17 protein-coding genes and 2 pseudogenes are annotated in these 22980 nt (G+C 46.0%); all 19 read right to left on the bottom strand.

Annotation, left to right across the window (positions count from 1 at the left end):
* Positions 1 to 156 precede the first annotated feature (156 nt).
* Positions 157 to 348: a rhamnogalacturonan lyase family protein gene (locus ACBP55_RS10940; RefSeq protein WP_464653286.1), complete on the bottom strand. Its 192-nt coding sequence runs from the start codon at positions 346 to 348 to the stop codon at positions 157 to 159.
* Positions 349 to 414: 66 nt separating this feature from the next.
* Positions 415 to 2610, bottom strand: coding sequence for an exo-alpha-sialidase (locus tag ACBP55_RS10935; RefSeq protein WP_464651463.1), 2196 nt, complete (start codon positions 2608 to 2610; stop codon positions 415 to 417).
* A gap of 26 nt (positions 2611 to 2636) precedes the next feature.
* Positions 2637 to 4505, bottom strand: a complete 1869-nt coding sequence (locus ACBP55_RS10930) for an exo-alpha-sialidase (protein ID WP_464653285.1) — start codon at positions 4503 to 4505, stop codon at positions 2637 to 2639.
* Positions 4506 to 4830: 325 nt separating this feature from the next.
* Positions 4831 to 4983 carry a hypothetical protein gene (locus tag ACBP55_RS10925; protein WP_464651461.1) on the bottom strand — a complete coding sequence of 51 codons (153 nt, stop codon included), beginning with the start codon at positions 4981 to 4983 and terminating at the stop codon, positions 4831 to 4833.
* A 311-nt stretch (positions 4984 to 5294) separates the two neighbouring features.
* The gene (locus ACBP55_RS10920; RefSeq protein WP_464651459.1) at positions 5295 to 5825 is read right to left on the bottom strand and encodes an ABC transporter ATP-binding protein; all 531 of its coding nucleotides are present in this window, start codon (positions 5823 to 5825) and stop codon (positions 5295 to 5297) included.
* A gap of 182 nt (positions 5826 to 6007) precedes the next feature.
* On the bottom strand, positions 6008 to 6532 hold the full coding sequence (sigK, locus tag ACBP55_RS10915; RefSeq protein WP_464651457.1) for an RNA polymerase sporulation sigma factor SigK: 525 nt from the start codon (positions 6530 to 6532) through the stop codon (positions 6008 to 6010).
* Between the two features lie 446 nt (positions 6533 to 6978).
* Positions 6979 to 9342: a glycosyl hydrolase family 95 catalytic domain-containing protein gene (locus ACBP55_RS10910; protein ID WP_464651455.1), complete on the bottom strand. Its 2364-nt coding sequence runs from the start codon at positions 9340 to 9342 to the stop codon at positions 6979 to 6981.
* A gap of 76 nt (positions 9343 to 9418) precedes the next feature.
* Complete coding sequence (locus ACBP55_RS10905) at positions 9419 to 11080, bottom strand: type 2 periplasmic-binding domain-containing protein (RefSeq protein WP_464651453.1); 1662 nt, start codon at positions 11078 to 11080, stop codon at positions 9419 to 9421.
* A 119-nt stretch (positions 11081 to 11199) separates the two neighbouring features.
* On the bottom strand, positions 11200 to 12099 hold the full coding sequence (locus ACBP55_RS10900) for a carbohydrate ABC transporter permease (protein ID WP_464651452.1): 900 nt from the start codon (positions 12097 to 12099) through the stop codon (positions 11200 to 11202).
* A gap of 20 nt (positions 12100 to 12119) precedes the next feature.
* Positions 12120 to 13090, bottom strand: a pseudogene (locus ACBP55_RS10895) (ABC transporter permease).
* A gap of 202 nt (positions 13091 to 13292) precedes the next feature.
* A complete protein-coding gene (locus tag ACBP55_RS10890; RefSeq protein WP_464651450.1) occupies positions 13293 to 13505 on the bottom strand; it encodes a hypothetical protein in 213 nt (70 codons plus the stop codon).
* Between the two features lie 69 nt (positions 13506 to 13574).
* A complete protein-coding gene (locus ACBP55_RS10885) occupies positions 13575 to 15899 on the bottom strand; it encodes a helix-turn-helix domain-containing protein (protein WP_464651448.1) in 2325 nt (774 codons plus the stop codon).
* A 446-nt stretch (positions 15900 to 16345) separates the two neighbouring features.
* Positions 16346 to 17019: pseudogene (locus ACBP55_RS10880) on the bottom strand (ABC transporter ATP-binding protein).
* 461 nt (positions 17020 to 17480) lie between these two features.
* Positions 17481 to 17822, bottom strand: a complete 342-nt coding sequence (locus tag ACBP55_RS10875) for a hypothetical protein (protein WP_464651446.1) — start codon at positions 17820 to 17822, stop codon at positions 17481 to 17483.
* A gap of 78 nt (positions 17823 to 17900) precedes the next feature.
* Positions 17901 to 18608 carry a FadR/GntR family transcriptional regulator gene (locus tag ACBP55_RS10870; protein WP_464651444.1) on the bottom strand — a complete coding sequence of 236 codons (708 nt, stop codon included), beginning with the start codon at positions 18606 to 18608 and terminating at the stop codon, positions 17901 to 17903.
* 13 nt (positions 18609 to 18621) lie between these two features.
* Positions 18622 to 19347, bottom strand: coding sequence for a LutC/YkgG family protein (locus tag ACBP55_RS10865; protein WP_464651443.1), 726 nt, complete (start codon positions 19345 to 19347; stop codon positions 18622 to 18624).
* Positions 19344 to 20858: a LutB/LldF family L-lactate oxidation iron-sulfur protein gene (locus tag ACBP55_RS10860; RefSeq protein WP_464651441.1), complete on the bottom strand. Its 1515-nt coding sequence runs from the start codon at positions 20856 to 20858 to the stop codon at positions 19344 to 19346. The genes ACBP55_RS10865 and ACBP55_RS10860 overlap by 4 nt, the downstream gene beginning before the upstream one ends.
* Positions 20855 to 21583, bottom strand: a complete 729-nt coding sequence (locus ACBP55_RS10855; protein WP_268618150.1) for a (Fe-S)-binding protein — start codon at positions 21581 to 21583, stop codon at positions 20855 to 20857. The genes ACBP55_RS10860 and ACBP55_RS10855 overlap by 4 nt, the downstream gene beginning before the upstream one ends.
* 423 nt (positions 21584 to 22006) lie before the next feature.
* A complete protein-coding gene (locus ACBP55_RS10850; RefSeq protein ID WP_464651439.1) occupies positions 22007 to 22972 on the bottom strand; it encodes an aldo/keto reductase in 966 nt (321 codons plus the stop codon).
* Positions 22973 to 22980 lie beyond the last annotated feature (8 nt).

Genomic DNA, 22980 nt, shown 5'->3' with positions numbered 1-22980 from the left:
TCCCATGTAATTGGATTGCCTTACACGAGGATCATAGCACACCATTTTTGAGCATTTGAATATCCAAATTGGCGTTTAAAGCACCGTTTTTCCGCTATTCGGATCGTGATTCATTTCTCCGCTATGATGCAAAAAGTCATAATGCACAATAAAAAATCACGGTAACTCATCCATAAACCTATCCCTGATGATGTTCGTGCTGCAAACTCTCAATTCCGAGCTATCCGTTGTAGGCAGGAGCACTTCTTCGCGCCAGTCACCAATAATATCAGCCTGCAAGGTCGGAGTAATCTTCGTGACACAAGAAGACCGCTCCCAGCTTAGGGAAGCGGTCTTCTTCTCGAATATTATTTATATAACGGCAAAGAGGCTGTTTCCTAGAGAAACAGCCTCAGCCCTGACTGTACACAGTTACTACTTGCTGCTAGCATTACCTGGGACAACAACGACTCTCGTTGTTGCAACAAAGCCGCCGTCCAGCGTTGTCGCAGTAATTTCCGCTTTCCCTTTACTTACACCTGTAACCAGACCTGTTAACTCATCTACCATGGCAATACTGGAATCACTGGAACTCCACAAAATTGTTTTATTACTTGAATTGGCAGGAGATACGGTTGCAACAAGTCGTTCAGAGTTTCCTATGCCTATCGCAATATTTTTCTTTTCAAGATCCACCGTTTGCGCAGCAATCGCTGCCGGATCAACGTAGAGATATACTCTCAATTGTGCTTTGAAGAACGGCAGCATATCGCTTGTTACACCCTGCGGAAGCTTTGTCTCATCAACAACGCCGGTAATGCTGCTAATTAAAGAATTAAGTTTATAATCCTTTTTAATAGCTGCAACATCCCAATTCACCGGCAAATCAACTGAAGGAAGCACACCGTTCGCTGCCCCCGGTCTATAGGAGGTATATGCTTTAATTGTAGATGGGAACAGGGCTTTAATTGCACTATCGGATGCAGTACTGATATTGAAAGATGCAGGAACTGCAATTTCACGATCAAAGCTTTCATATTCCCTGATAATGTTTACAGTATCACCCTGCTTAATCCAGTCCTCGGTAACTCTCGCAAATGCAATATTCTTATAATTGCCCAAGGATTGATTAGCAGAGTCCTTATCCAGAGATGAGAAAAACCGGCTAAAGCTGATCAGGATATCCCCATTCACGCCTTGCGTTACAGCAGGGTAATGGTAGCTTCCCGTACTGCTTCTTGTATCCAGGACAAGATGCTTTCTATATTTCCATGTCTTTCCTTCATCATCTGAAAGGGCAACAGCCAACGTGTTCCGGCCCGATTCCGTATCTACGTGAACGAACACCCAATTGCCGCTCTCAAGCTGCAGAAGGTCGTGACCTACACCTGGATCCTGCAGTTCAGGAACGTCCTTGACCGTTGACCATGTCAATCCCTTATCTTTGGACTCGGAAGACACCACTCGATAAGGTCTTGGACCGTTATCACGCATATAAGCTACGATAGTGCCGTCTGTTCTTTGAGCCATCGTGGCCTGAATGTTGGCGACACCTACTATAGGCTCGCTCATCTCCCAACGAACCGAGTTATCCGCAAGAGGTTTGGAAGGATCATACTCTGTAAATGCCATAATGCTCATTTCCAGGACATCCGAATACAGGGGCAGAAGCAAACGAACTTTGCCGTTGCCAAGATCTACCGCAAACGGCTTATCTTTGGTCTGCCAGCCGATCCGACGAGCATACGGGTAACCTGAACGATCTTGATAAATTACGTCCGCTACGGTCGGAGCGTACAGATATTTAGTTGGGTCCCCGCCAATAAGCTGCATAGTCTGCGCGACTAGACCATTAAATTCAGCTTCATTTACTTTACGGCTCATACCTGCTCCGCCATCTGCAACTGGTTTGAACAAATACTCTTTTTGCTCAGCAAGCTTGGCTTTTATCGTATTCACGAAACCTTTTGCCAACTCTGGGCGCGCTACAACAGGTGCAGTGGCCCAAGAAGGTCTTGTTGTTGCCCCAGGTCTATCATCGAGCGACAGACTTATATTATCGTCTGGGCTGTCTGGATTGACTGTACCGCCAATGTTTTTACCTAGTTTAATCCCAACATTTTCGGAAAAAGTCCAGTTAGGCACTTTGTTGCCAACCTTTTCAAGCTCATAGCTGCCTTTTTCGGCATAAGCATATCTAGGTTGGGAAGTTTGCCATCTGCCCGCCAACACGGGATACCAGAAAAACCAGAGACGGCCGCCGGAATCAACGTATACGACAGGATTAATATCAGCAATATCTTGTGCATCGGTCATTACAAACGGTGTCAACCACGTTTTTCCACCATCCGTTGATCGTGCTCCCATAATCCGTGTCGTCGTCGCATCTCGTTCGCCATTTCCCTGAAACCATACACATAACAACTCTCCGCTTGGCAATTCTACAATGCTGGAACCGTGTACGTGGTCGCCTGTAGCACCATTATCCTTGATTGGATTGAAAATGCTTACAGCTTTATCAGAATAGCTAAATGTTCCCGTAGGAGCAGCCATGGCAGCAGGAACTATACTTGTTACAGAGATCGCCGCACAAACAGTCAGTGTAGTTAGTAACTTGAATTTCCCTTTCATCTACATTACTCCTTTCAATGGGTAACTTAGTTAACTTTAATGATGCATTTATAAATTGTTCCGTATTGGTTGCTTACAGCAGTTATCATTGCAGTTCCTGCTTTAAGTGCAGTCACGACCCCGGTCGTGGAGTTAATTGTAGCTACAGCAGCCAAATCTGAAGTCAAAGTAAGTGTATTGATTGCTGCATCGGACGATTCTCCGCCTATCGTTAGGTTGTACTTGAGTGGCGTAGTTTCTCCTACGTTCAGTACAATTGTCGACAATTTTGTAACACTGTCATCAGTCAGTGTAAGTCCAGCGCCGTAAGTTGCTGTCGTAACAGAACTAAATAACGTCCCAATCTCGTTGTTTGCAATTTTAGAGAAGCCAATCGTTGGGCCAGATGGTGTTTTATAAGTGTAGTTCATCAAAGCGTTCCCAGCACTGTCAACGACAACCGATGGATATTCATAGGTCTCACCATTGTTCATGCCATCCTTAATCATGATCGGCTTCCAATGCAATCCTTCATCGGAAGAAATCAATAAACTGAAAGAACTTCTATTACCGTCTTGAGTAGGCTTAACTACGCCGCGTGCGGTTTCTTGATTTGTAGCTATCAACCAGTCGCCATTTGGAAGCTTGGAGAGTTCAAAGCCGCCATCATTTTTCAAGTAAGGATCGACTTTCGGAACACTCCACGTTACTCCGTTATCGGTTGACTCTGAGTATGTAGTGTGCCATGCCATGCGTCCGTTTCTGCCATCTAACTTACCACTTCTAAAGTAACCGCGAATCGTGCCATTATTCATTCGAATCAGCGAGCCCTGAATCGTACCTGATCCTACAATAGGGTCACTAAATTTCCAGGTGATGCCGTGATCGTCGGTATACGCGCAAACTGAATTTGACAACGAATCCGAATATAACGGCAAAATTAATCTTTTGGTTACGCCATCTGCAAGTGTTACTTCAATCGGTTTATTTTTGGTTTGCCATCCAAGTCTACGGTAAATGGGTCCCCATGTATTAACGTTATTATCTGCACCAGAAGCACGTTCAATTGAATTTTTAATAATTGGCGGCTCATATTTGGTATAACCACCAGTACCATTCGGAGTAAAGACTCCAGTGGTAAGCAAATTGACAACTTCAGCTGTTCTACCTTCATATACATCATCGTAAGGCTTTGCGGAATTCAAATATGTAATGTACTGATCATATTTATTTCTCATCGAGACAACAAAGCTGTCTGTAATATAACGCGGAGCAGCGTCAAACTTTGAAGTTACTGGTACATACTTTGACGGGTCCAGAGGACTATTGGCAGTCACTGAACTTGGTTTCACAAACTTAATATCAGCACCCTTGATGCCATAGGTCCACTGTCCATTTGAGTACTTACCTTCGCCAACCATGCCATCCCCAACATTGGTGTAGATTGGCTGTGGATAGTGCCACTTCGCATTTCCGCCATTGCGAGCGTCATACTCATAGCTGCCCTTATCGGCATACATAAACTTAGTTTGAGTAGATACCCATTGTCCATTGTAAATGACGCCGTAGAACAACCATAGTCTTTCTTGGCTATCTACAAAAAGAACCGGGTTGTTATCTGGGAAATCCCATGTATCATAAACAACAAATGGTTCTGTCCAAGTTTTACCACCATCTTTCGAGCGAGAACCGATTAGTTTAGTTAAATTCCCATCTCTTTCGCCATTACCGTTAAACCACACAGAGAAGAGCGAGCCATCTGGCAGTTCCACCATAGTAGAACCGTGATTGGCAAGAGTGTCGACGGGCATCATTCTAGAATGGGTAACGCCTTCCGGCGCTGCTGCATCCGCAACTATAGAACCAAACATACTAAAAGCTAAACTTAGAGACAATAAGAGGCTTAAACGTTTCATCTTCTTCAAACAGGGTCACGTCCTTTCATATTGTTAATAAAAAATACCCTTTAACGCTTGCTTTTGCGTGTGTATACGTTTACATAACAATCAGTGAATCGCCATAATCCCCTATTTTGATTTCATCGAATAATTCCTCCCATGTATTTGGTTTGCTAACACGAGGATCATAGCACACCATTTTTGAGCATTTGAATACCCAAATTGGTGTTAAAAGTACCGTTTTTCCGCTATTTGGACCTTGATTCATTTCTCCGCTATGATGCAAAAAGTCATATTGCCCCCGAATTCTAGGTGTGCAAGCAAGTTTTACAGGTACAGACGGCTAAGTCAAAAAAAAACGATCCCACGCATACCAGTGGGATCGCTTTAATTTCGCCGTCGTTGATTCGATTACCATCTCAGACCACATCGACCATTGACTAAGATCTAAATAATCACCTGCAATATGAATTGTAGGACTTGTCTTCGTGTTCATCCTAATTCCTCCTATCCGATTCTATAAATCCTTTTATCTCCTATGATTTGGTAAGAGAAAAAGAGAACCATGATTTACATTAGCTTTCTTTTTCAATTGCCCAAATGCTCCCGAATGGGCTCTCGGACGCTCGTCCCAAAGAACTTTCTACTAACCACTTCCATCTCTGTGATAACAAATAATTCAGCTCCGTCGCCCAATCATCCATTGTCTAATAGAATTATTGTTGCTTCTTTTTCTTCATCCTTAAGAAAGTAATAGCCCTACGATTTATCTCGTAAGGCCGAAACTTGTTACTAGCATTGTTCACTTCAAAAAACCAACCTACCATCTCTAAACTTTATTACCCGCTTCGCCTGCTCCGCAATCTGCCGATCATGCGTAATCACAATAATCGTCCGTCCCTGCTCATTCAAACGTCTGAAAATATCCATGATCTCCACGCCTGTTTTCGAGTCCAATGCTCCTGTAGGTTCATCCGCCAATGTCCGTGCAATCGCCACACGCTGTTGCTGCCCTCCAGACAGCTCCGAAGGAAAGTGCTTCGTTCGATCCAACAAATCCACGGCTTCCAACGCTTGCAAGACAAGCGGCTCACGCTGTTTCCTAGTCATGCCACGATAGATCAACGGGGACTCCACATTCTCATAGGCGCTTAATCTCGGCAGCAAGTTGAAGCTCTGGAAAACAAATCCGATCTTCCGATTCCGAATCTCTGCCAGCTGTGAATCCCTCTTGGCGTGAATCTGTTTCCCGTCGAGGACGTATAACCCTTCGTCCGAAACATCCAAACAGCCAATGATGTTCATAAGCGTGGACTTTCCTGAGCCTGACGGCCCCATAATAGCGACAAATTCACCTTGTACAATGTCCAGGGAAATGTCATCTAGGGCGCGGATTGTCTCCCCGCCCGCCCATATAGTAAAATTTACTCACATGCTCAATTTGGATTAAGGCTGTCATTGTCTTCGCCTCCATTATCTGATGCCAAATAAATGAAGAATGCGATTAAAGAACTTCGACCTTACCGTTTCGCCTTATAAAACTCATGATAAAGCTTCATTAGCGCCCTTTTCTCTATCCTTGACACATACGAACGTGAAATCCCCAGCTCCTTCCCAATCTCCCGCTGCGTCCGCTCTTCGTCGCCAAGCTCTAAGCCGAACCGACCGACAACAACTTCCTTCTCACGTTCGTCCAAAATCTCCAAGTTCCGATATATTTTGCTCTTCTCTATCTTGAGCTGAACCTTATCCACGACATCATCGGCCTCCGTGCCGAGAATATCGATCAACGTAATTTCATTCCCCTCTTTATCCGTTCCGATGGGATCATGCAAGGATACATCCTTACGCGTTTTTTTCAGCGATCTCAGATGCATCAAGATCTCATTCTCGATACAACGAGCCGCAAAAGTCGCGAGCTTGGTCCCTTTGTTCGGCGAGAACGACTCGATGGCTTTGATCAATCCGATCGTCCCAATCGAGATTAAATCCTCGAGATCTTCTCCTGTATTGTCGAATTTTTTGAGGTTGTGAACACAAAGCAAGGTAAACTCGGGGGGTGTTTACCTTGCTGAGGAAGTTTATGTGACCAGATAGTCTAGAAGGCTACCAATGACTCAACAGCCTCCTCTTACTTACTCATTGATGTGAATCTCTCCAAGAATATATCGGGATACAACGCTAGAATGTCTTGGGCCTTTCGTCTGGAAAGAAACGACTCATGTCGGCCCATTGTAAAAGGTTGCCTCCAAAATAGCGGATTCCGTCGTCCACACGAGCAAATACATTAGCTTAACGATATGCGTATTCAACACAGAAAGGAGAATTCTTGAATCATCCAAAAGAGCTTTGGCTAGGTACTAGCTACTGTATATGGAATGAAAACCTGCATGATCTATCTCACACCGCTTGGGTAAAAGAACATGCAGTTTCTTGAATTTGAATCAACTCTCTCAATCGGTGGAGATTTGGACTAGAATCCGATCAAGTATCAAGCGTTAGCTTTAATCAAACGGATCTTTTCTCCCGGGAAGGTGGACAGTTGCCCTACCCCATCATGGATCGTCACTTTCCCGGTAGACTGGATGCACACGGCTCCTTGCTCCCACGGATTGTAAAACTGCAGCGTAGAACCCGCTTCGCTTACAATCTCCACCCACTGCACTTCCCCATGGGAATATTCTGCACTAACTAGAAAAGCCCCAACCGCTCTAAGAGTGGCAAATTCCGCGTGACTCGTGCTCCGCCAATTCGGGAACAGTCGAAGAATACCATTATAGCTTTGCAGCAAGCACTCATTAATGACGACCGGGAGCGCGAAATTCTCGAACCAAATCCCAACTCTGCTCATAAAGTCAAAACTTAACGTATCGCTGTACCTGCCTCCTGACAACAAGACACGATCGGTGCACGTACCGTTGGGAAGCTGGCAGTAGGCAATTTGCCGTTTGAAACGTTCTAGGTCAAGCTTACCTAGCCGAGCTCCGGCAAGATTGTAGAAAACAAGCTCATTGCCGCCTTCGTTGCGATGATTAAGATATGAATTGAGTGCTACCTGGTACTGCTCATTCGGCGAGTGAAGTCCATGATCTTCACCTGGGAAAATCGTCATAATGGCGTTAGGCGTGTTGTAGACGACTTCTGCATCCTCTTCGGTTACCGATACGAATACGGTGCCACGCTGCGACTCGGTGGTCGGATACTCCGGGAATTTGTTCAAAATTTCACTAATACTACCCAATAGCTCCTTTTCCTCCTGGTCTTTCCCGAGTGTTTCACATGCAGACTGAAAGGAATGAAATAAAAATTTGGTCAATGTAAGATCAACGATGCAGTCATAATTTTTCGTAAAGCCCGGCGTTAATTCGTACAGTTCAGGCACGACCGTGGGGAAAATGTGATAGCAATCGTCCCCCCACTCCTTGCCATGGGTATCCGGCCTCATCATGTAATCAACCATAAACAATGCGGCTTCCTTCATCGGCTCGAAAGCCCTATTTGCCAGAAAGTCACAGTCCATTGTGTAAACGTAATGCCACCATAAGCTTTGTACAGTCCAGGGAGTTTCACATATTTCCCAGCCCCAGTGCGGCACAGGATAAGGCATTATATTCATCTCGACAGGATAAGCCGAGTGAGGATAATACGCCCCGCGCATGCCGTAATATTCTCTAGCCCACTTACGGCTAACAGGGAGAATATGGTCAACCATGTTGACGTAAGCCAAGTGCTTATCGACATGGTTGCTGGAGAAAGCAAGCCAGAATGGCTGCTGCGTATTGTAATTCATGTGATAGTCGCCGTGCCAGGCGGAGCCGATGGAGCGGTAGCTCCAATTCGCGAACAATCCGGGGCAAGTGGCTTCCGGTTTTACAGAACAATGATAAAAGTATAAATTCCAGTACCAGACACGCTCCAAAAATTCGTCTTGCAGGCTTACACCTGAGCATTCCCAATAGGAATTCCAGCTTTGCTCGCCATCAGCGAAGGCTTTGGAAAACCCCTCCTGGGAGGGAGCCTGCAGCTCTCTAATACCCACGGCTACGGCATCGGCCTGTCCTTCCGTCAGTTCCACACAAGCAATGAATGGACCCGACTGGAGCAGTTTGGCTTGAACACCGTCTTTGGCGTTTGTTGATATGATCTCTTCGGACACCCGAACATCCAACCGGAACGCCCTATCTTTGGGATGGGAAGTATTCTCCTCATACGAGTAAGGGAGAGTTTGTCTGAAAGATAGCTGTCTAAGCTTGGATTCTACAGCTGTTTCCGCAGATGGAAGCTGTTCCGGCGTATCAGGGTCGGGGATAAGCTTCACTCTGTCGAACAATCTGCCGTTAGGTCCTTCAGGAGAATCGAGCTTCATCCACATCCTATCGTTCGTAGGTTCAATAAACAATTTAAGAGTTGCATAACCAGCTTCAAGCTTAAAGTACACTTCACAAAGGCCATTATGGATATGCAGCTTATGACCCAGAACCTCCGCCTTGCGCCTGTCGTATCCGAGCAGAATGGAGCCGCATGGCATGGGCCGAGGGTACGGCTTCCGGTAGTTCTCCTGCGTCAGGTCGCAATAATCGCGATACCAGGCGTTCTCTTGAAACGAATCCTGCTCTTTCGGAATTTGCTGCAATTGGTGAAATACTTCCTCGAAAGTCCCAATCTTATCTTGGTTATCCTCTGAAATCCGAATGTCCCACACATTGTTGTGCCCAAAGTGGATGACAATCGCGTCCGGACGCGTTGTTACGACTGCGCCAAGCCCGCCGTTTCCCATCAATGCGCCCTCGAAGAAATCCGGTGCTGGTTTGTCATAGCTGATCGGATGCCGCTTGGCTTGTTCGCTTTTTTCCAAGGCTTCCCGCTCCCTTACATAAAAAGTATCCTGTGCGACCACCTGGGCCACACAGGATTCGCTTTTGCTTGAACTGTTATTTCTTGAACGATTTATCGTACGATTGCTGCATAATTTCCATGTAGCGTTTCAGATTTAATTTATTTAAACCTGCTACATACGCATCCCAATCCTTATTCAAATCTTTGGCACCGGTGACGAACTGCAGCGAGTTCTGATCGATGTAATTCTTGATGTTCGTCTTCAGCATTGCTGCTTCATCGGCTGTAGATGGATCGATCCAGATAGCCCAGTGCGGGAACACATCTTTCGGCTGCTTACCGTCATATAGATGGGTCGCTTCCTGTAATCTGCGCTCATAGCCGGTCGTTTCATAAATATTGGTTGCTGCAACCCATGAGTCGCGGAACGCTTTAGGTTGGAAATATTGCGCCATTGCGCCCCATGCGGAATTGTGCGGCGTTTCACCCGTTGGAGTCGGAATCGTGGCAAGAGTGGGAGCTGCTCCCTTCTCAACAGGAACATCGCCGTCCTTTGGTTTTCTCCAGTCCTTGCCTTCTTCTCCGAAGTGACCACGGATTTGGCCTTCTTGCGTGAATAAATAATCAACTAATTTAATGGCAGCGATTTGCGCCTCTTTGCTCGCTTTGTTCGTCAGAACAAAGGAAGCGCCCGGATCACTCGGGTAATTATACGTTGCATAAGCCCCATTCGGTCCAGCCAAGGGTGGAACAGCATCATACGTTTTGGAGTTTTCCGATCCGCCTGTTACGAAAATATAAGGATGCATGCCTGCACCAGCGCCCAAAATTTGTGCATCTGCATTGTCACCAATTTTCTTGAAGGCTGTTGCATTTTGTGTAAACGCACCTTTATCAATAAAGCCATCGTCATACATGGACTTAACAAATTGCAGGCCTTGCTTCCATTCCTCTTTATTTGCAGCCACGTCCACTTTCCCGTTGTTCAGCAAAAGATACGTTCTATCGTCGTCATAGATGAAGCCGTTCATAAAATACGGAATGATATGAACGCCATAATCCTCAATTGAACCGCTAAGCGGCACTTCGTCTGCTTTACCATTGCCATTCGGATCCTTCGTCTTGAAGGCTTGCATGACTTGTTTATACTCATCCAGCGTTTTCGGCATCTGCAGGTTTAGCTTCTTCAGCCAGCTGGAATTAATCCACATTTTATTCGGATAGGAACAGTGGTAGCATTCGATTAATTGCGTCAATCCATAAATTTTACCGTCCGGCGCGGTGTTCATTGCCTTAAAGTAAGGATATTTATCCAAAGCCGCTTTCACGTTCGGCGCATATTGATTGATCAGATCATCAAGCGGTAGAATCACACCCTGCTGTGAGTAGCGAAGAATATCCGTCTGTGAAAATTTATCAACCCACGGAATTAGCATATAGAGGTCCGGGTAGTCTCCGCTGGCAAGAGAAATTTGCCGTTTCTCGGCCGCCCCGTCGAAAGGAACCGTCTGCCATTGAAACTTAATATTAAATTTCTCTTCGGCTAATTTCGAGAAGCTGTTTGTCGCTAAATCCGTATTCGCATCTTGCTGTGCAAAAATTTTGACTGCTATCGGACCGCCTTTACCAACCGATGCTTTTGGCGTATCTTTAGCGCCCGGAGTACTCGTATCAGAAGCAGTTGGGGATGAACAAGCCGCGAGAACTAGGCTGATAATAAGCAGCATTATCATGACGAATGGTACTGTTTTTTTCATTTGCGCCCTCTCCCTTTCATTGTCAAATGGTAACCCCTGCAGTTGCTTTTTTTGAACACCGCTTATTTCTATTTGAACGCCTTGCACCACCTCCTCCAATATGGTTCACAGGCACCCATCTATCCCTTCACAGAGCCAATCAGCATTCCTTTAACGAAATACCGCTGCACGAAAGGATAAATAACCAAAACGGGCAAGCTCGCTACAACAATAAGTGAGTATTTGGTCAAATCGGCAAACTGCTGTCTCCTCAGCTGCTCCGCCGCATCGATGTTGCTCGAAGCCGCCGAATTAAGAATTAGGATACTGCGAAGGATCAATTGGAGTGGGTAAAGACTTTGTGATTTTAAATAAATTAATGCATCAAAGTAAGCATTCCATTGTCCAATCGCATACATCAAGATCAGCACTGCGATGATAGGTTTGGAAAGCGGGAGCACAACACTCCAGAGAAAGCGTAAATCGGTGCATCCGTCCATTTCACTCGCTTCCGCCAGTTCTTCAGGAATCGACGACTGAAAGAACGTCCTAGCAATGATAATTTGCCATACCCAGATCGCCTGAGGGATGAGCAGAGCCCACCGGGTATCGAGCAAACTTAGCTGTTTGACAACTAAATAAGTCGGTATTAAACCGCCTGAAAAAAGCATGGTAAATGTAATAAAAATCATCAGCACATTGCGCCCGAAAAATGTCCTTCGCGACAATGGATAAGCCAAAACAACAGTTAACGTGACGCTAATCAAAGTGCCTATTAGGGCGTAAAATAGCGAGTTCCCGTAGCCCTGCAACACTTGTGGATTGCTTAAGACGACCTTGTATCCGACGAATGTGATATCCACCGGCCATAACCAGACTCGTCCTGATGAAACCGCGAGTGGACTGCTTAACGACGAGCTAACAATGAACACGAGCGGATATAGAACTACGATAAGCACGATAATCAGAAATACATACACGCCCGTGAGGAATAGCCGGTCCCCATTCGATTCACGAATGCTGCGCCCATACCTTAACATGTCGATGCCTCCTTTCTCTCTCACCAAAGACTTGTACTGGAAATTCTTTTTGCAAGCGTATTCACTAGCAAAAGCAGAATCAGGTTGATAAAGGAATTGAACAAACCAACCGCCGTAGCGAAGCTGAAATTCGCATTCAACAACCCGATTTTATACACGTAGGTGGCGATAATCTCGGCTGTTTCCAGATTAAGCGGATTTTGCAGTAAATAAATTTTTTCGAACCCAACAGACATGATGTTCCCTACACTCAAGATCAAAATGATGACAGCCGTAGGCATAATACCGGGAATATCAATATGGACAATCTTCTGAAATCTGGAAGCCCCGTCTACTTTAGCCGCCTCGTACAGCGACGGGTCTACACCAGCAAGCGCCGCCAAATAAATGACTGCAGAGTACCCTGCACCCTGCCACACGTCTGACCATACATAGACGCTGCGGAACATGCTTGGTATACCGAGAAAGTTGATCGATTCCATGCCGAAGCTTTGTAAGATAATGTTAATGACCCCTAATCTCGGGGAAAGAAGCAGCATAATCATCGAAACCAAAACTACCGTCGAAATGAAGTAAGGCGCATAAGTAACGAGTTGGACCGTTCTTTTAAAAATTCCGTTCCGGATTTCATTCAGCGCCAAAGCCAGCAGGATGGGCACGGGAAACCCTATGGCGATCTGATACAAGCTAAGGAACAGCGTATTCTTCATTAGCATCCAAAATTGCGGGTTGTTGAAAAACAGATGGAAATGTTTGAACCCTGCCCACGGGCTTGCCCAAATTCCTTTGACAACGCTGTAATCCTTGAATGCGATAACAGCGTTGACCATAGGAATGTATTTGAAAATAATAAAGTAAAGAATAGCAGGTAGAATGAGCAGATAAAACTGCCAATGCTTCCGGAAGTCTTACTGGCTTCCCTCCAAAGCGTAGACTTCTTCGTTAGACTCGGAGCGCGTGTCTCTCTGACTGTTACCGTTTTCAGAACAATCCCTCCTAGTTTGATAGCGCTTTCTATATCTACAAGACCACATTTGCCCCTCCATCGTAAAGGTACACCTCACGATGGAGGGTACACCTGCCTTTAAGCTGCAAGGTACACTTACTTTTAACGGGTACTTTTGTTAATGAAACGTCAAATGACGGATCCAATTGAACCCGTCGTTTATGTCACCATAATGATTACGAAATGATTATACGCTGCAAAGCAGGTACGTCTTACCCGCCTGCGTATCGAAGCAGATGACACGTCCTCTACACTCTCGAAGGGGTGGATGGGCATCGAACAAGTTGGCGTACACACCGCCGCGATGATAATTCGTTCCGCCCTCCTCCACGAGCTGAAGCAGGTTGGAAATGAGCTGAAACGCTCGATTCCCGTCATTAACGAATTGAATTATGATCACTCCAACTACATCACAAATTCACCATCAGGTATAAGTACATTTCTAAGGTACTTTTGAATAATCTCAACATTAAATTACAGTTTTTCGGTAAATGCTAGGCGACACCCCCGAAACACGCTTGAATGCTCGCCGAAATGCGTGCGCGCTGTTATAACCTACATGCTTTGAAATTTCATCAATCGTATACTCGCTGTTAAACAGAAGATCAGTCGCGTTTTTAATGCGGATCTTCTCTAGGTAGTCCGATAGATTATCGCCGGTCTGCTCCTTAAATAACTGCGAAATATATTTCTCGGGGAGCTCGACAGCTACCGATATTCGATAAAGATTTAAATCAGAATCAGGATAATGATTCTCCAAGAAGGTCACAATTTTGTTAATCATTTCTCCGGTGCTATCCTCCTTCTTCTTCAACACCCGATTGCAGAACACTTCAAGAAGCCCAAGAACTTCATTACGGAAGCGGTCAAGGCTTGTTGATAACTGCAATTGCTCCACGTGGGGTTTCAGCCCTTCCGATACCGCTTGATCCGTAAACGGACTATGCAGCAGCAGCTTAAAAAACGTCCCCTTCAATTCGCCGAATAATTGCTGAACCATCTCCGCTGATAACTGTCGTTCCGAGAAATTCTGCTCCAGCAGCTGTTCAAAAATGCGATACACCTCTTGAAGCTCGCCGATTTTGACCGCATTCATGATTCTAAGTTCCATATCAATGGGATAATAATAGGTCGATGATTCCTTGATCACGTCCTGGTACCATATTGTTTTTGCCTCTTCAATGAGAACCGAGTAATCAAGCGCTTGTCTCGCTTCATCGAATGACCGACTGCTATCGGAGAGAGCCTGGAAGCTACTGCTGATCGCAACGGTAATTTGTATCCGATACTCCGCCTTCACATACTCTCGCAGCTGGTCGAACATGGCTGAAAGTTCATCTGTCTTTGGAACATCGACCACTTCGGCAAAAGTGATCAGAATCGCAATTTTATCAGAGTCTATATCGGTCACGTTCATTTGAAAATCACTATCGACCTCGTTAAGGAACTTTTTCATAAGTAATCGGGCAGTATTCAGTTCGTGAATAATTTCTTTGCTGACCAGACCGCTATAGCCGTTAATTCGGATGACCGCAACATAACCGAAATCTCCTTTCAACTTCATGTTAGGCATTGAATGCATTAACGTCCGCACTTCCTGGAGGGAGTCAAATTCTCCCTTCATGAGCCGCTTCACAAAAGCATCCTCCAATAACGGTTGCTGGCGCCTTAGCTCCTCCTCAAGTGATTTTTGACTTGCTAGTAAATTAGAGATATTCCCTTGCAGAAAATCATATTCATTCTTCCCTTTGTAACCTCCTTGACCGGTTTGCTCCCGAAAGACCGTGACAATTCGGTTAATCGGCGCACTGTTCCTGTAGGCAAATAACAAAGCCGCCACAATCCCAAGCAATAACGTCGAAGCTGTGATCGTCCATGTCACCTTCGCGATGAACTCGGATTGTTTCATGACGGTACTTTTTGGCAAACCAACGACATACACCCACCCGTTATAGGTCGATTTCGAGGAAATAAGCAGCGTTTTGTCTTCGACAAAGGTATTGGTCGAACCGCTTTCGATCAGATTCGGTATATTCAGTGTCTGTATTTGCGAATCCTCGATGCCTATTCTGGCAATCGTATGACCATCCTTATCACAGATATAGGCCCAGCCCCCATATTGTTCCGGTATTCGTTCCAGCATTTTGGCAATTTCATTTTCGTCAATCAAGATAACAGCCGTTCCAAGCGCATGCTGAAAGCTATCAAAGGGAATCGATTGCAAATACGTGATCACGTTCGTTTTTTTTCCGTCATTGATGAAAGATTGCGACGGCAACGTTTCTTTGCGATGCATTTTCCCCAATATTTCTTGTTTCCATTGGCTGCGATCAACATCCTGGTAATGATACAAGTCGTAGTAATCATCGGGCCTTATAAAAACACCTGATGGTGTAAAAATAACTTGATAATTGTTCAAATAAATGTAGAAATCCTCTAGAAAGTTATTCGTCAAGCTGTAAGCTGTTGTATTGCGCCACGATTTCCAAAGTGCGTAAACATTGAAATGATCCGCATCCACCTGCTCGTTCAGCAAGTAATTCAGGTCTTGATCCAGCGAAAGCTGCCTTGTGATATTTTCAACCTCTTCCATTCTTCGGTCTAGAATGTCCTTGCTTTGGTTCAGCAGCATCGCGCTTGCCTCTAGCGAACTGGATTTAATAATGTCCGAGGAAACAAAATAGGAGATGAAACCCGTAAGCATCGGTATAAACAAGATGAGCACATAGGAGATAAGGAAGCTTCTGAAAATGGGGGAATGCTTGAACCTTAGTTTGAACTTCAGCTTTAACACAGATTATTCACCTCATTTGCGTGTATGCTCAGATTTTATGAAGCGCTTTCAATTTGGTTATTATAGAACGAAAACGAGACATTGTCTGTCGAAATAAGGCGTTTCTCCAAAATCGAAGCAGCACCTGTAAGTTGGTCGCAATTGACCTATCCGAAGGTCGACGCTAATGCCTAAGACGCTGGAATTTGATGCGGATCTATTTGCCGCAACGTTATTACAAACTCCCGTTTCCGTGTGTGATCCTTACCTTAGTTTTTGGAAGAAAGTCGTTTACTACCACCCAACTCCATAATGATCAAGCAGAGGCTCAGCCTTTTTTAAGAACCAGAGCTTTTTAATTTTCATGGGAGTTGAATACCGGTGCCATTTTCATTGAATTATACAAACGATTCATTGAAAATAAAACAAGCCGGAACCCCTTGTTTGGAGTTCCGGTCTTATAAACACTAAACAACTTCATTCAACCGCCCATCCCGAAACCGCACAATCCGCTTCGCCTGCTGGGCAATAAATAAGTCATGAGTAATCAAAATAATCGTCCGACCTTGTGCATTTAATTTCTTTAAAATGTTTAAAATCTCCACACCAGTCTTCGAATCTAATGCTCCCGTAGGTTCATCCGCCAAAATGATCGACGGATTCCTGCCAACGTTCGCGCAATAGCAACACGCTGCTGCTGTCCGCCAGATAGCTCCGATGGAAAGTGCTTCCTGCGATCAAGTAAATCCACCGCTTCCAACGCCTGTAGAACAAGCGGCCCTCTTTCCCTTTTGCTCATACCCCGATAAATCAAAGGCAATTCCACATTCTCATAAGCACTTAACCTCGGCAGCAAGTTAAAACTCTGAAAAACGAAGCCAATCTTCTGATTACGAATCTCAGCGAGCTGAGAATCCTTAAGCAAGTTTATTGCTTGACCATCCAGGTCATAGATACCTTTATCTACAACATCCAAACACCCGATGATGTTCATCAGCGTTGATTTGCCGGAACCCGACGGTCCCATGATGGCCACGAACTCTCCATGATCAATATCTAACGAGACATTATCTAATGTTTTAATCGTTTCCTCGCCCATCGTATAATACTTACTAGCATTCTCGATATGGATTAATGTCATAACCTTCACCTCCATTACTTGCACAATGTCCAAATAAATGAAGTATCTTTCTTTACAACTGGGACACAGTACATCCGCAAAAATGAAAAAACTGCTTGCAACGGCGTTAATACCCTTGCAAACAGCCTACAGCAACAAAATCAAACGATGCGAATATTTCCGACAAAATATAAAGGATTTTTCAGACGAGCCATACCATGCCAGTCCGTTCCGCCAGACACTTTCAAATCCAATCTCTCACAGCAGAGCCGCCGCTTTTCTGAATCAATTCGATGCTTTTCTCAAGCGTAGCACCATAAGTCTGTTTTACGAAATGGAAACAATAATCAACGAACTTCCCGTAATGCTCCCATCCGTTAAACAATCCATCCTTCAACATAGCAAAGTAGACATTTGAGAGATATATCCCTTTTCTATTGCTATTATGGATCAACACTTTTTCCCAAGAATAGTCTTACTTATCAGCTACATGTTTTACAAAAACATTCTTTGTGTAATCTGTAGCGAGATGTCTCAGCAGCAAAAGCCATGAGATGACTTTCGACAGAAATACTCGCTGATGTAAGCCCAGCTTCCTGCCGTACCAATCGTACGAAATCTTGCATGATACCTTCATCTCCCCCGCCATGCCATTCAGGCGGTGCTTCCAGACGAATGATCTCCTTCTCTCTTGTCACAAAGCTCGTGACCTCGATTTCATTCCTTTCCATGTCCGCTCTGATTTGACCAAGGGAACCCATCAGCTTGAGCAATCTCCCGCGCTCATCGTAAAAGCTACCGTCACTTCGTTGGTTGTCCCGCAAGCTCCAGAAGCACATTGTTCGCCCGTTCTAGAGCTGGAACCCAATACTTTCCATGACTATCCCTCACAGTACTAAGTGTCAAATATATTTGACCAAGATGCTTTCCACATGCTCCAAATGCGATCTCATCGCTTGAGATGCCTGCTCTTGATCCCCCCTGCGAATAGCCTCGTAAATCCGTGTATGTTCTTTCAAAAGCTGAATGGCCACATCCTGATTGGCGTACAATTCAGCTCGGCGAATATCCCGGATCATCGATTCCATCGGCTTCATGATGGATTGACAGGTTCGTTCCATAATGGCATTATGAGTGGCTTGAACCAGCATCACATGGAAGGATACATCCGTTCTCTCGCCTTCAATATCATTACCTACAGCGCTTACCATTTCGTTCAGAACGAGATGAAGCTGTTGCAGATCCTGCTCTGTTCTATTCTTGGCGGCAATCGCGGCAATCGACACCTCTAGGGATTGTCTGACTTCCATTAATTCAAGCAGCGTCGTTCGATTCATCCGCAATGAAGCCATCTCCGGCAATAAGACCTCGGTAGGCACTTGGCTGATCACTCTGCAGCCGCCTCCCTGCCGGATTTCGATAAGTCCCATGGCTTTTAACGCGCTGAGTGCTTCACGCGCCGTGGAACGTCCAACTCCAAATCGCTCGGACAGTTCTTTCGTAGACGGGAGTTTATCGCCTGTTTGGAGTTGTCCCTGCAGAATCATTTGCTTGATTTGATCAGCCATTTCGTCATAATGATTGCGTTTGAGCAGCTTATTGACTTCCATGCTATAACCTCTTTTACCCGATGATTAGCACATGCACGATACCAGGGCCATGTACGCCTATGGTTAAATCGTTCTCAATATCCGCCGAGCGGCTGGGACCTGAAATAAAGTGAATGCCAGCGGGAAGATCCTTCCTTGCCGATTGATCGAATTGAATCAGAATCTCCCCTAGTCGGGTCTTCAGCCGTTCCACAGGAAGAATCACGATCAAAGATGTAGGAAGCAGACTAACCGATCTTCCCTTTTCCTTTGATGATAACACAGTTAACGATCCGGTGTAAGCCGCTGCTGCATCCGCAAGAACGATGCCAAGGTCGGCCGCGGCTGCTACGGCTTTCCAGCTTTCCCGACTGTCCGTATTCCACGCGGAAATCTGCGCTTCCGATAACACATCGCTAAGATGAAGGGCATGCAGCTCAGGTTGATCCTGATGGATAATCCGGTTAACGCCTAATGATTGCACGATATCGATTATCGCTAATTTCGCTTTCTCCATCGAAGAAAGCCTAACAACATAGCCTCCTGCCGCTTGAAAATTAGTCGTAAACTGCTCAATTCTTTCTTCCAACGGCCATTCGAATTTATGCCAAAAATCTGGTGCTCCCCGATAGGGATGCGCGGGCTTCTCTATGACTCTTGCTCGTCCCAGCTTACTGGCAATGGCATTCATAAACCGTTCTTGTTCCCTAGCTGACTGAGAGTCCAATTGTGCCAGCCATGCTTGACTGCGCTCACTCATCCTTGATGTCCTCCTTGGTTTTTTCTCTTCGTCAACGCATCCTGCATACGACTGTGCAAAACTGGGTCGATTCCTTTAAATTCTTGACGTATTTGGTGTTCAAGCGTGCCCCAGCTGTCTCGGAAAGAAGCCTTAGGCAAACTAGGCGCAACTCGATACGTATTCCATCCTTTTAATGGCCCTACGCGCAGTCGAATACCTTGATCGCGAACGACCATCTTCTGGCCGATACGTGCCAGTTTCAATACGGTATTAAATCTCTTCGCGCTTCCCATGATGGCTGCAAAGCCCTTCATCCCGGCTTGTTCAAGTTTGTCGCCATGCCCCTGCTCCACTTTGCGACGACGTAGTGAGACAAGCATATCGTGGAGCGGTATTTTCACAGGACAAGCTTCGTAACAAGCGCCGCATAGACTGGAAGCATTGGCAATGTCGTCCCAATCTGCTGTGTTCTTCTGGAGCGCAGGGGTTAATACCGCCCCAATCGGGCCGCTGTAGGTGCCCCCATAGGCGTGACCGCCAATATGACGATAAACGGGGCATGCATTCAGGCAGGCCCCGCAGCGGATGCAATTGAGCAGCTCCTGAAATTCCGGATCGCCAAGCTGCAAAGAACGCCCGTTGTCGACGATAATAATATGCATCTCCTCCGGACCATCTGCATCAGACCCACGCCGCGGACCTGTAATTCCGGACATGTAGACGGTCAGCTTTTGGCCGGTAGCCGAACGCGGCAGCAGTGTCGCCATGACCTCCAAATCCATCCAACTTGGTATAATCCGCTCCATGCCCATGAGTGTAATTTGTGTCTTGGGCACGGTGGAAACCATTCGTGCGTTGCCTTCATTTTCAAACAGAACAATAGACCCGCTTTCCGCAATAGCAAAGTTGCAGCCCGTGATGCCAATATCCGCCTCCAGAAATTTTTCCCGCAGCTTTCTGCGGACAAATCCTGCCAATATCGTCGTATCGGGCGGTAAGGTCTCCCCTGCTTCCTTGGATAATAAGTCAGCAATCTGATACCGGTTTTTGTGAATCGCCGGAATGATGATATGGGAGGGCGTTTCATCGGCCAATTGAATAATATATTCGCCTAAATCCGTTTCAATGGCCTCAACGCCAATAGAGGCAAGCGCCTGATTCAAATGCAGCTCCTCTGTAACCATGGATTTGGACTTAACGACGGTCCGGGCCGCTTTCTCTTTGGCGATGGTCAAGGATAGCTTCACAGCATCATCGGCCGTCTCGGCAAAATGAACATGGACACCGTTCTCTCGAGCATTTTCAACAAACGTATGTAAGTAATAATCCAGGTGGGCGATGGTATGCAGCCGAATTTGCCTGCCTCTTTCACGCCATTCCTCCCAGTTCCCGTGTTCTTCCGCGGCTTTAAGTTTACCGTTCCGCAGCCGTTCTGTCGTAAACATAACCGCTTTGCGAAGGAACTCGTCGTTCAGCGCCTGATCTGCCCGCTCCTTGACCGTCTTCCCTTCAGCTTCTTTTTGACTCATGCCCTTTTCACCCCTTCATATAACAGTTCAGCCAGATGCATAACCTTGACTGGTTCATTTCGGAATCGCAGATTGCCGGCAATGTTCATCAGACAGGCCATATCCAGGCCGACAAGCACCTCCGCTTCCGTTTCCTTCACATGATCGACTTTTTCATTCACCATGGCCCCGGATATATCCGACATTTTCACAGCAAAAGTTCCTCCAAATCCACAGCAATCCTCTGCAAAAGGAAGAGGCACCAGCTCTAACTCCTTTACCTGCCGCAGCAAAGCCAGCGGTTCTTCCTTCACACCAAGAAGCCTGCTGCCGTGGCAGGAGGGATGATACGTAACCTTATGCGGAAACCTCGCTCCAAGATCAGTGATACCAAGTACACCTACGAGAAACTGCGTGAACTCATATGTTTTGTTCTGTAATTGCAAGGCTTTGTCCCGCATTTCCGGATCATCCTTGAAAAGATCCGCATAGTGATGAATCATATACGTACAAGATCCTGAGGCCGAGATGACGAAGTCGCTATCTTCAAAAGCAGCAAGAATTGTTTTTGCCGTTGTCCTTGCTTCCTCCCAGTAGCCGCTGTTGTAAGCGGGCTGCCCACAGCAAGTTTGAATGGTCGGGAATTGCAGAAGGATACCGTGATAGCCCAAAATTCGAGATATCGCCTCTCCGACTTTCGGGTATAAAGCGTCACTTAAGCAGGTAATGAATAACGAAATTTTCATAAAATGCACCCCTTTCAAAAGTTAGATATCAGGTTGTCAGACATGTTGATACTAACATAAAGCACTGTACTTTGAAAGGCTTATTCTTTCGCACTTTTTATGAAGCGCCACGCTGCAAGCTTTGCAGCCGCAATCCATCCATATAGTAAGGGCGGTTGTGATGCGACTTATCCCCAGCTTCGAATGATGACTGGCAGGGAAATAATCGGGTAAGCAAAAGCTCTTGCATTATTGGTTTTTTGTGGACTGTCCGGTTACGACTGCGTCCAAGTTAATTCCAGTGTAAATCATCTTTTTATAGCAACTAAAAAATCCCGCCCCAAAGACATTCTCTTAGGGACGAGATTATTGTTCCAATTTAATGAATCACCAAGGCAGCTCGGTCACGAATCGATCTCGATGACCATGATCTACCCCCACCCACTAAGCAGATCGATTCTCTTCGGGATCTTCCGTATCATAGCCAAAGGCATCAAGCGCCGGCCATAGCTCAGGGGCAATCGGGTAATTCGCGAGCTCCAACGTCTGGGCTACCCGTTCCGGTTTACTCATGCCAACGACCGTACTAGCTATCCGCGAATCGCGAAGCGAAAATTGAAGTGCTGCTGCGGCAAGCGGAACATCGTATTCCAGGCAAACCTTGGCGAACATACGCGCTCTCTCCAATACGAGTGGCGGAGCTTCGCTATAGGCATAACGCGCGTACGCTTCTGGTCCTTTGGCCAATATGCCACTGCCATAAGGAGCGGCGTTAATAACCGCCACGCCCATACGACTCGCGACATCAAGCAAAGGTTCGGCAGCCCGATTGAGCAGCGTATATCGATTATGGGTTTCAACCGCACTGAACGCTCCCGTTTCGACATAACGAATGAGCATATCGATCGGTCCGCCGGATATTCCGATGTGATCGATGACTCCCTGCTTTTGAAACTTTTGCAGTATTTCTAACGGTCCGCCGGATCCCATCACATTTTCGAAGGTGGTATGTTCAGGATCGTGGATGTAAACGTATTGCAGACGATCAAGTCCTAAGCGTTCGAGGCTTCCTTCGATGGAACGTTTGATCTGTTCGCCGCTGAAGTCTCCGGTCATAAAGTCGCGATCGGCTTTGGTTGCCAACACGTAACCTGCGGGAAGACCACCATTCGCATGAATAGCCTTACCGATTCGCCGTTCGCTCTCGCCTTCACCGTATGCTGCAGCCGTATCCAGAAAGTTGATTGGGCTTTCGAAGGCGGTGCGCAACGTCACCAATGCCTGTTCTTCCGACGTGCTATATTGAAAGGTCTCCGGCATATCCCCGAGCGGAGCGGCTCCAATACATAGCGGTGATATGAGTAGGCCAGTACTGCCAAGCGGCCGTTGGGATAATAATGCGTTCGTCATGGAGTGTT

The sequence above is a fragment of the Paenibacillus sp. WG02 genome, assembly GCF_055396115.1.
This window is presented reverse-complemented; position numbering and strand designations above follow the sequence as displayed.

Coding starts and splice junctions, on each gene's coding strand:
- ACBP55_RS10865 (WP_464651443.1), bottom strand. CDS start 19,347: ATGAGTGAGCGCAGTCAAGCATGGCTGGCACAATTGGACTCTCAGTCA.
- ACBP55_RS10855 (WP_268618150.1), bottom strand. CDS start 21,583: ATGAAAATTTCGTTATTCATTACCTGCTTAAGTGACGCTTTATACCCG.
- ACBP55_RS10900 (WP_464651452.1), bottom strand. CDS start 12,099: ATGTTAAGGTATGGGCGCAGCATTCGTGAATCGAATGGGGACCGGCTA.
- ACBP55_RS10850 (WP_464651439.1), bottom strand. CDS start 22,972: ATGACGAACGCATTATTATCCCAACGGCCGCTTGGCAGTACTGGCCTA.
- ACBP55_RS10860 (WP_464651441.1), bottom strand. CDS start 20,858: ATGAGTCAAAAAGAAGCTGAAGGGAAGACGGTCAAGGAGCGGGCAGAT.
- ACBP55_RS10920 (WP_464651459.1), bottom strand. CDS start 5,825: ATGGGGCCGTCAGGCTCAGGAAAGTCCACGCTTATGAACATCATTGGC.
- ACBP55_RS10870 (WP_464651444.1), bottom strand. CDS start 18,608: ATGGAAGTCAATAAGCTGCTCAAACGCAATCATTATGACGAAATGGCT.
- ACBP55_RS10930 (WP_464653285.1), bottom strand. CDS start 4,505: ATGAAACGTTTAAGCCTCTTATTGTCTCTAAGTTTAGCTTTTAGTATG.
- ACBP55_RS10935 (WP_464651463.1), bottom strand. CDS start 2,610: ATGAAAGGGAAATTCAAGTTACTAACTACACTGACTGTTTGTGCGGCG.
- ACBP55_RS10905 (WP_464651453.1), bottom strand. CDS start 11,080: ATGAAAAAAACAGTACCATTCGTCATGATAATGCTGCTTATTATCAGC.
- ACBP55_RS10925 (WP_464651461.1), bottom strand. CDS start 4,983: ATGAACACGAAGACAAGTCCTACAATTCATATTGCAGGTGATTATTTA.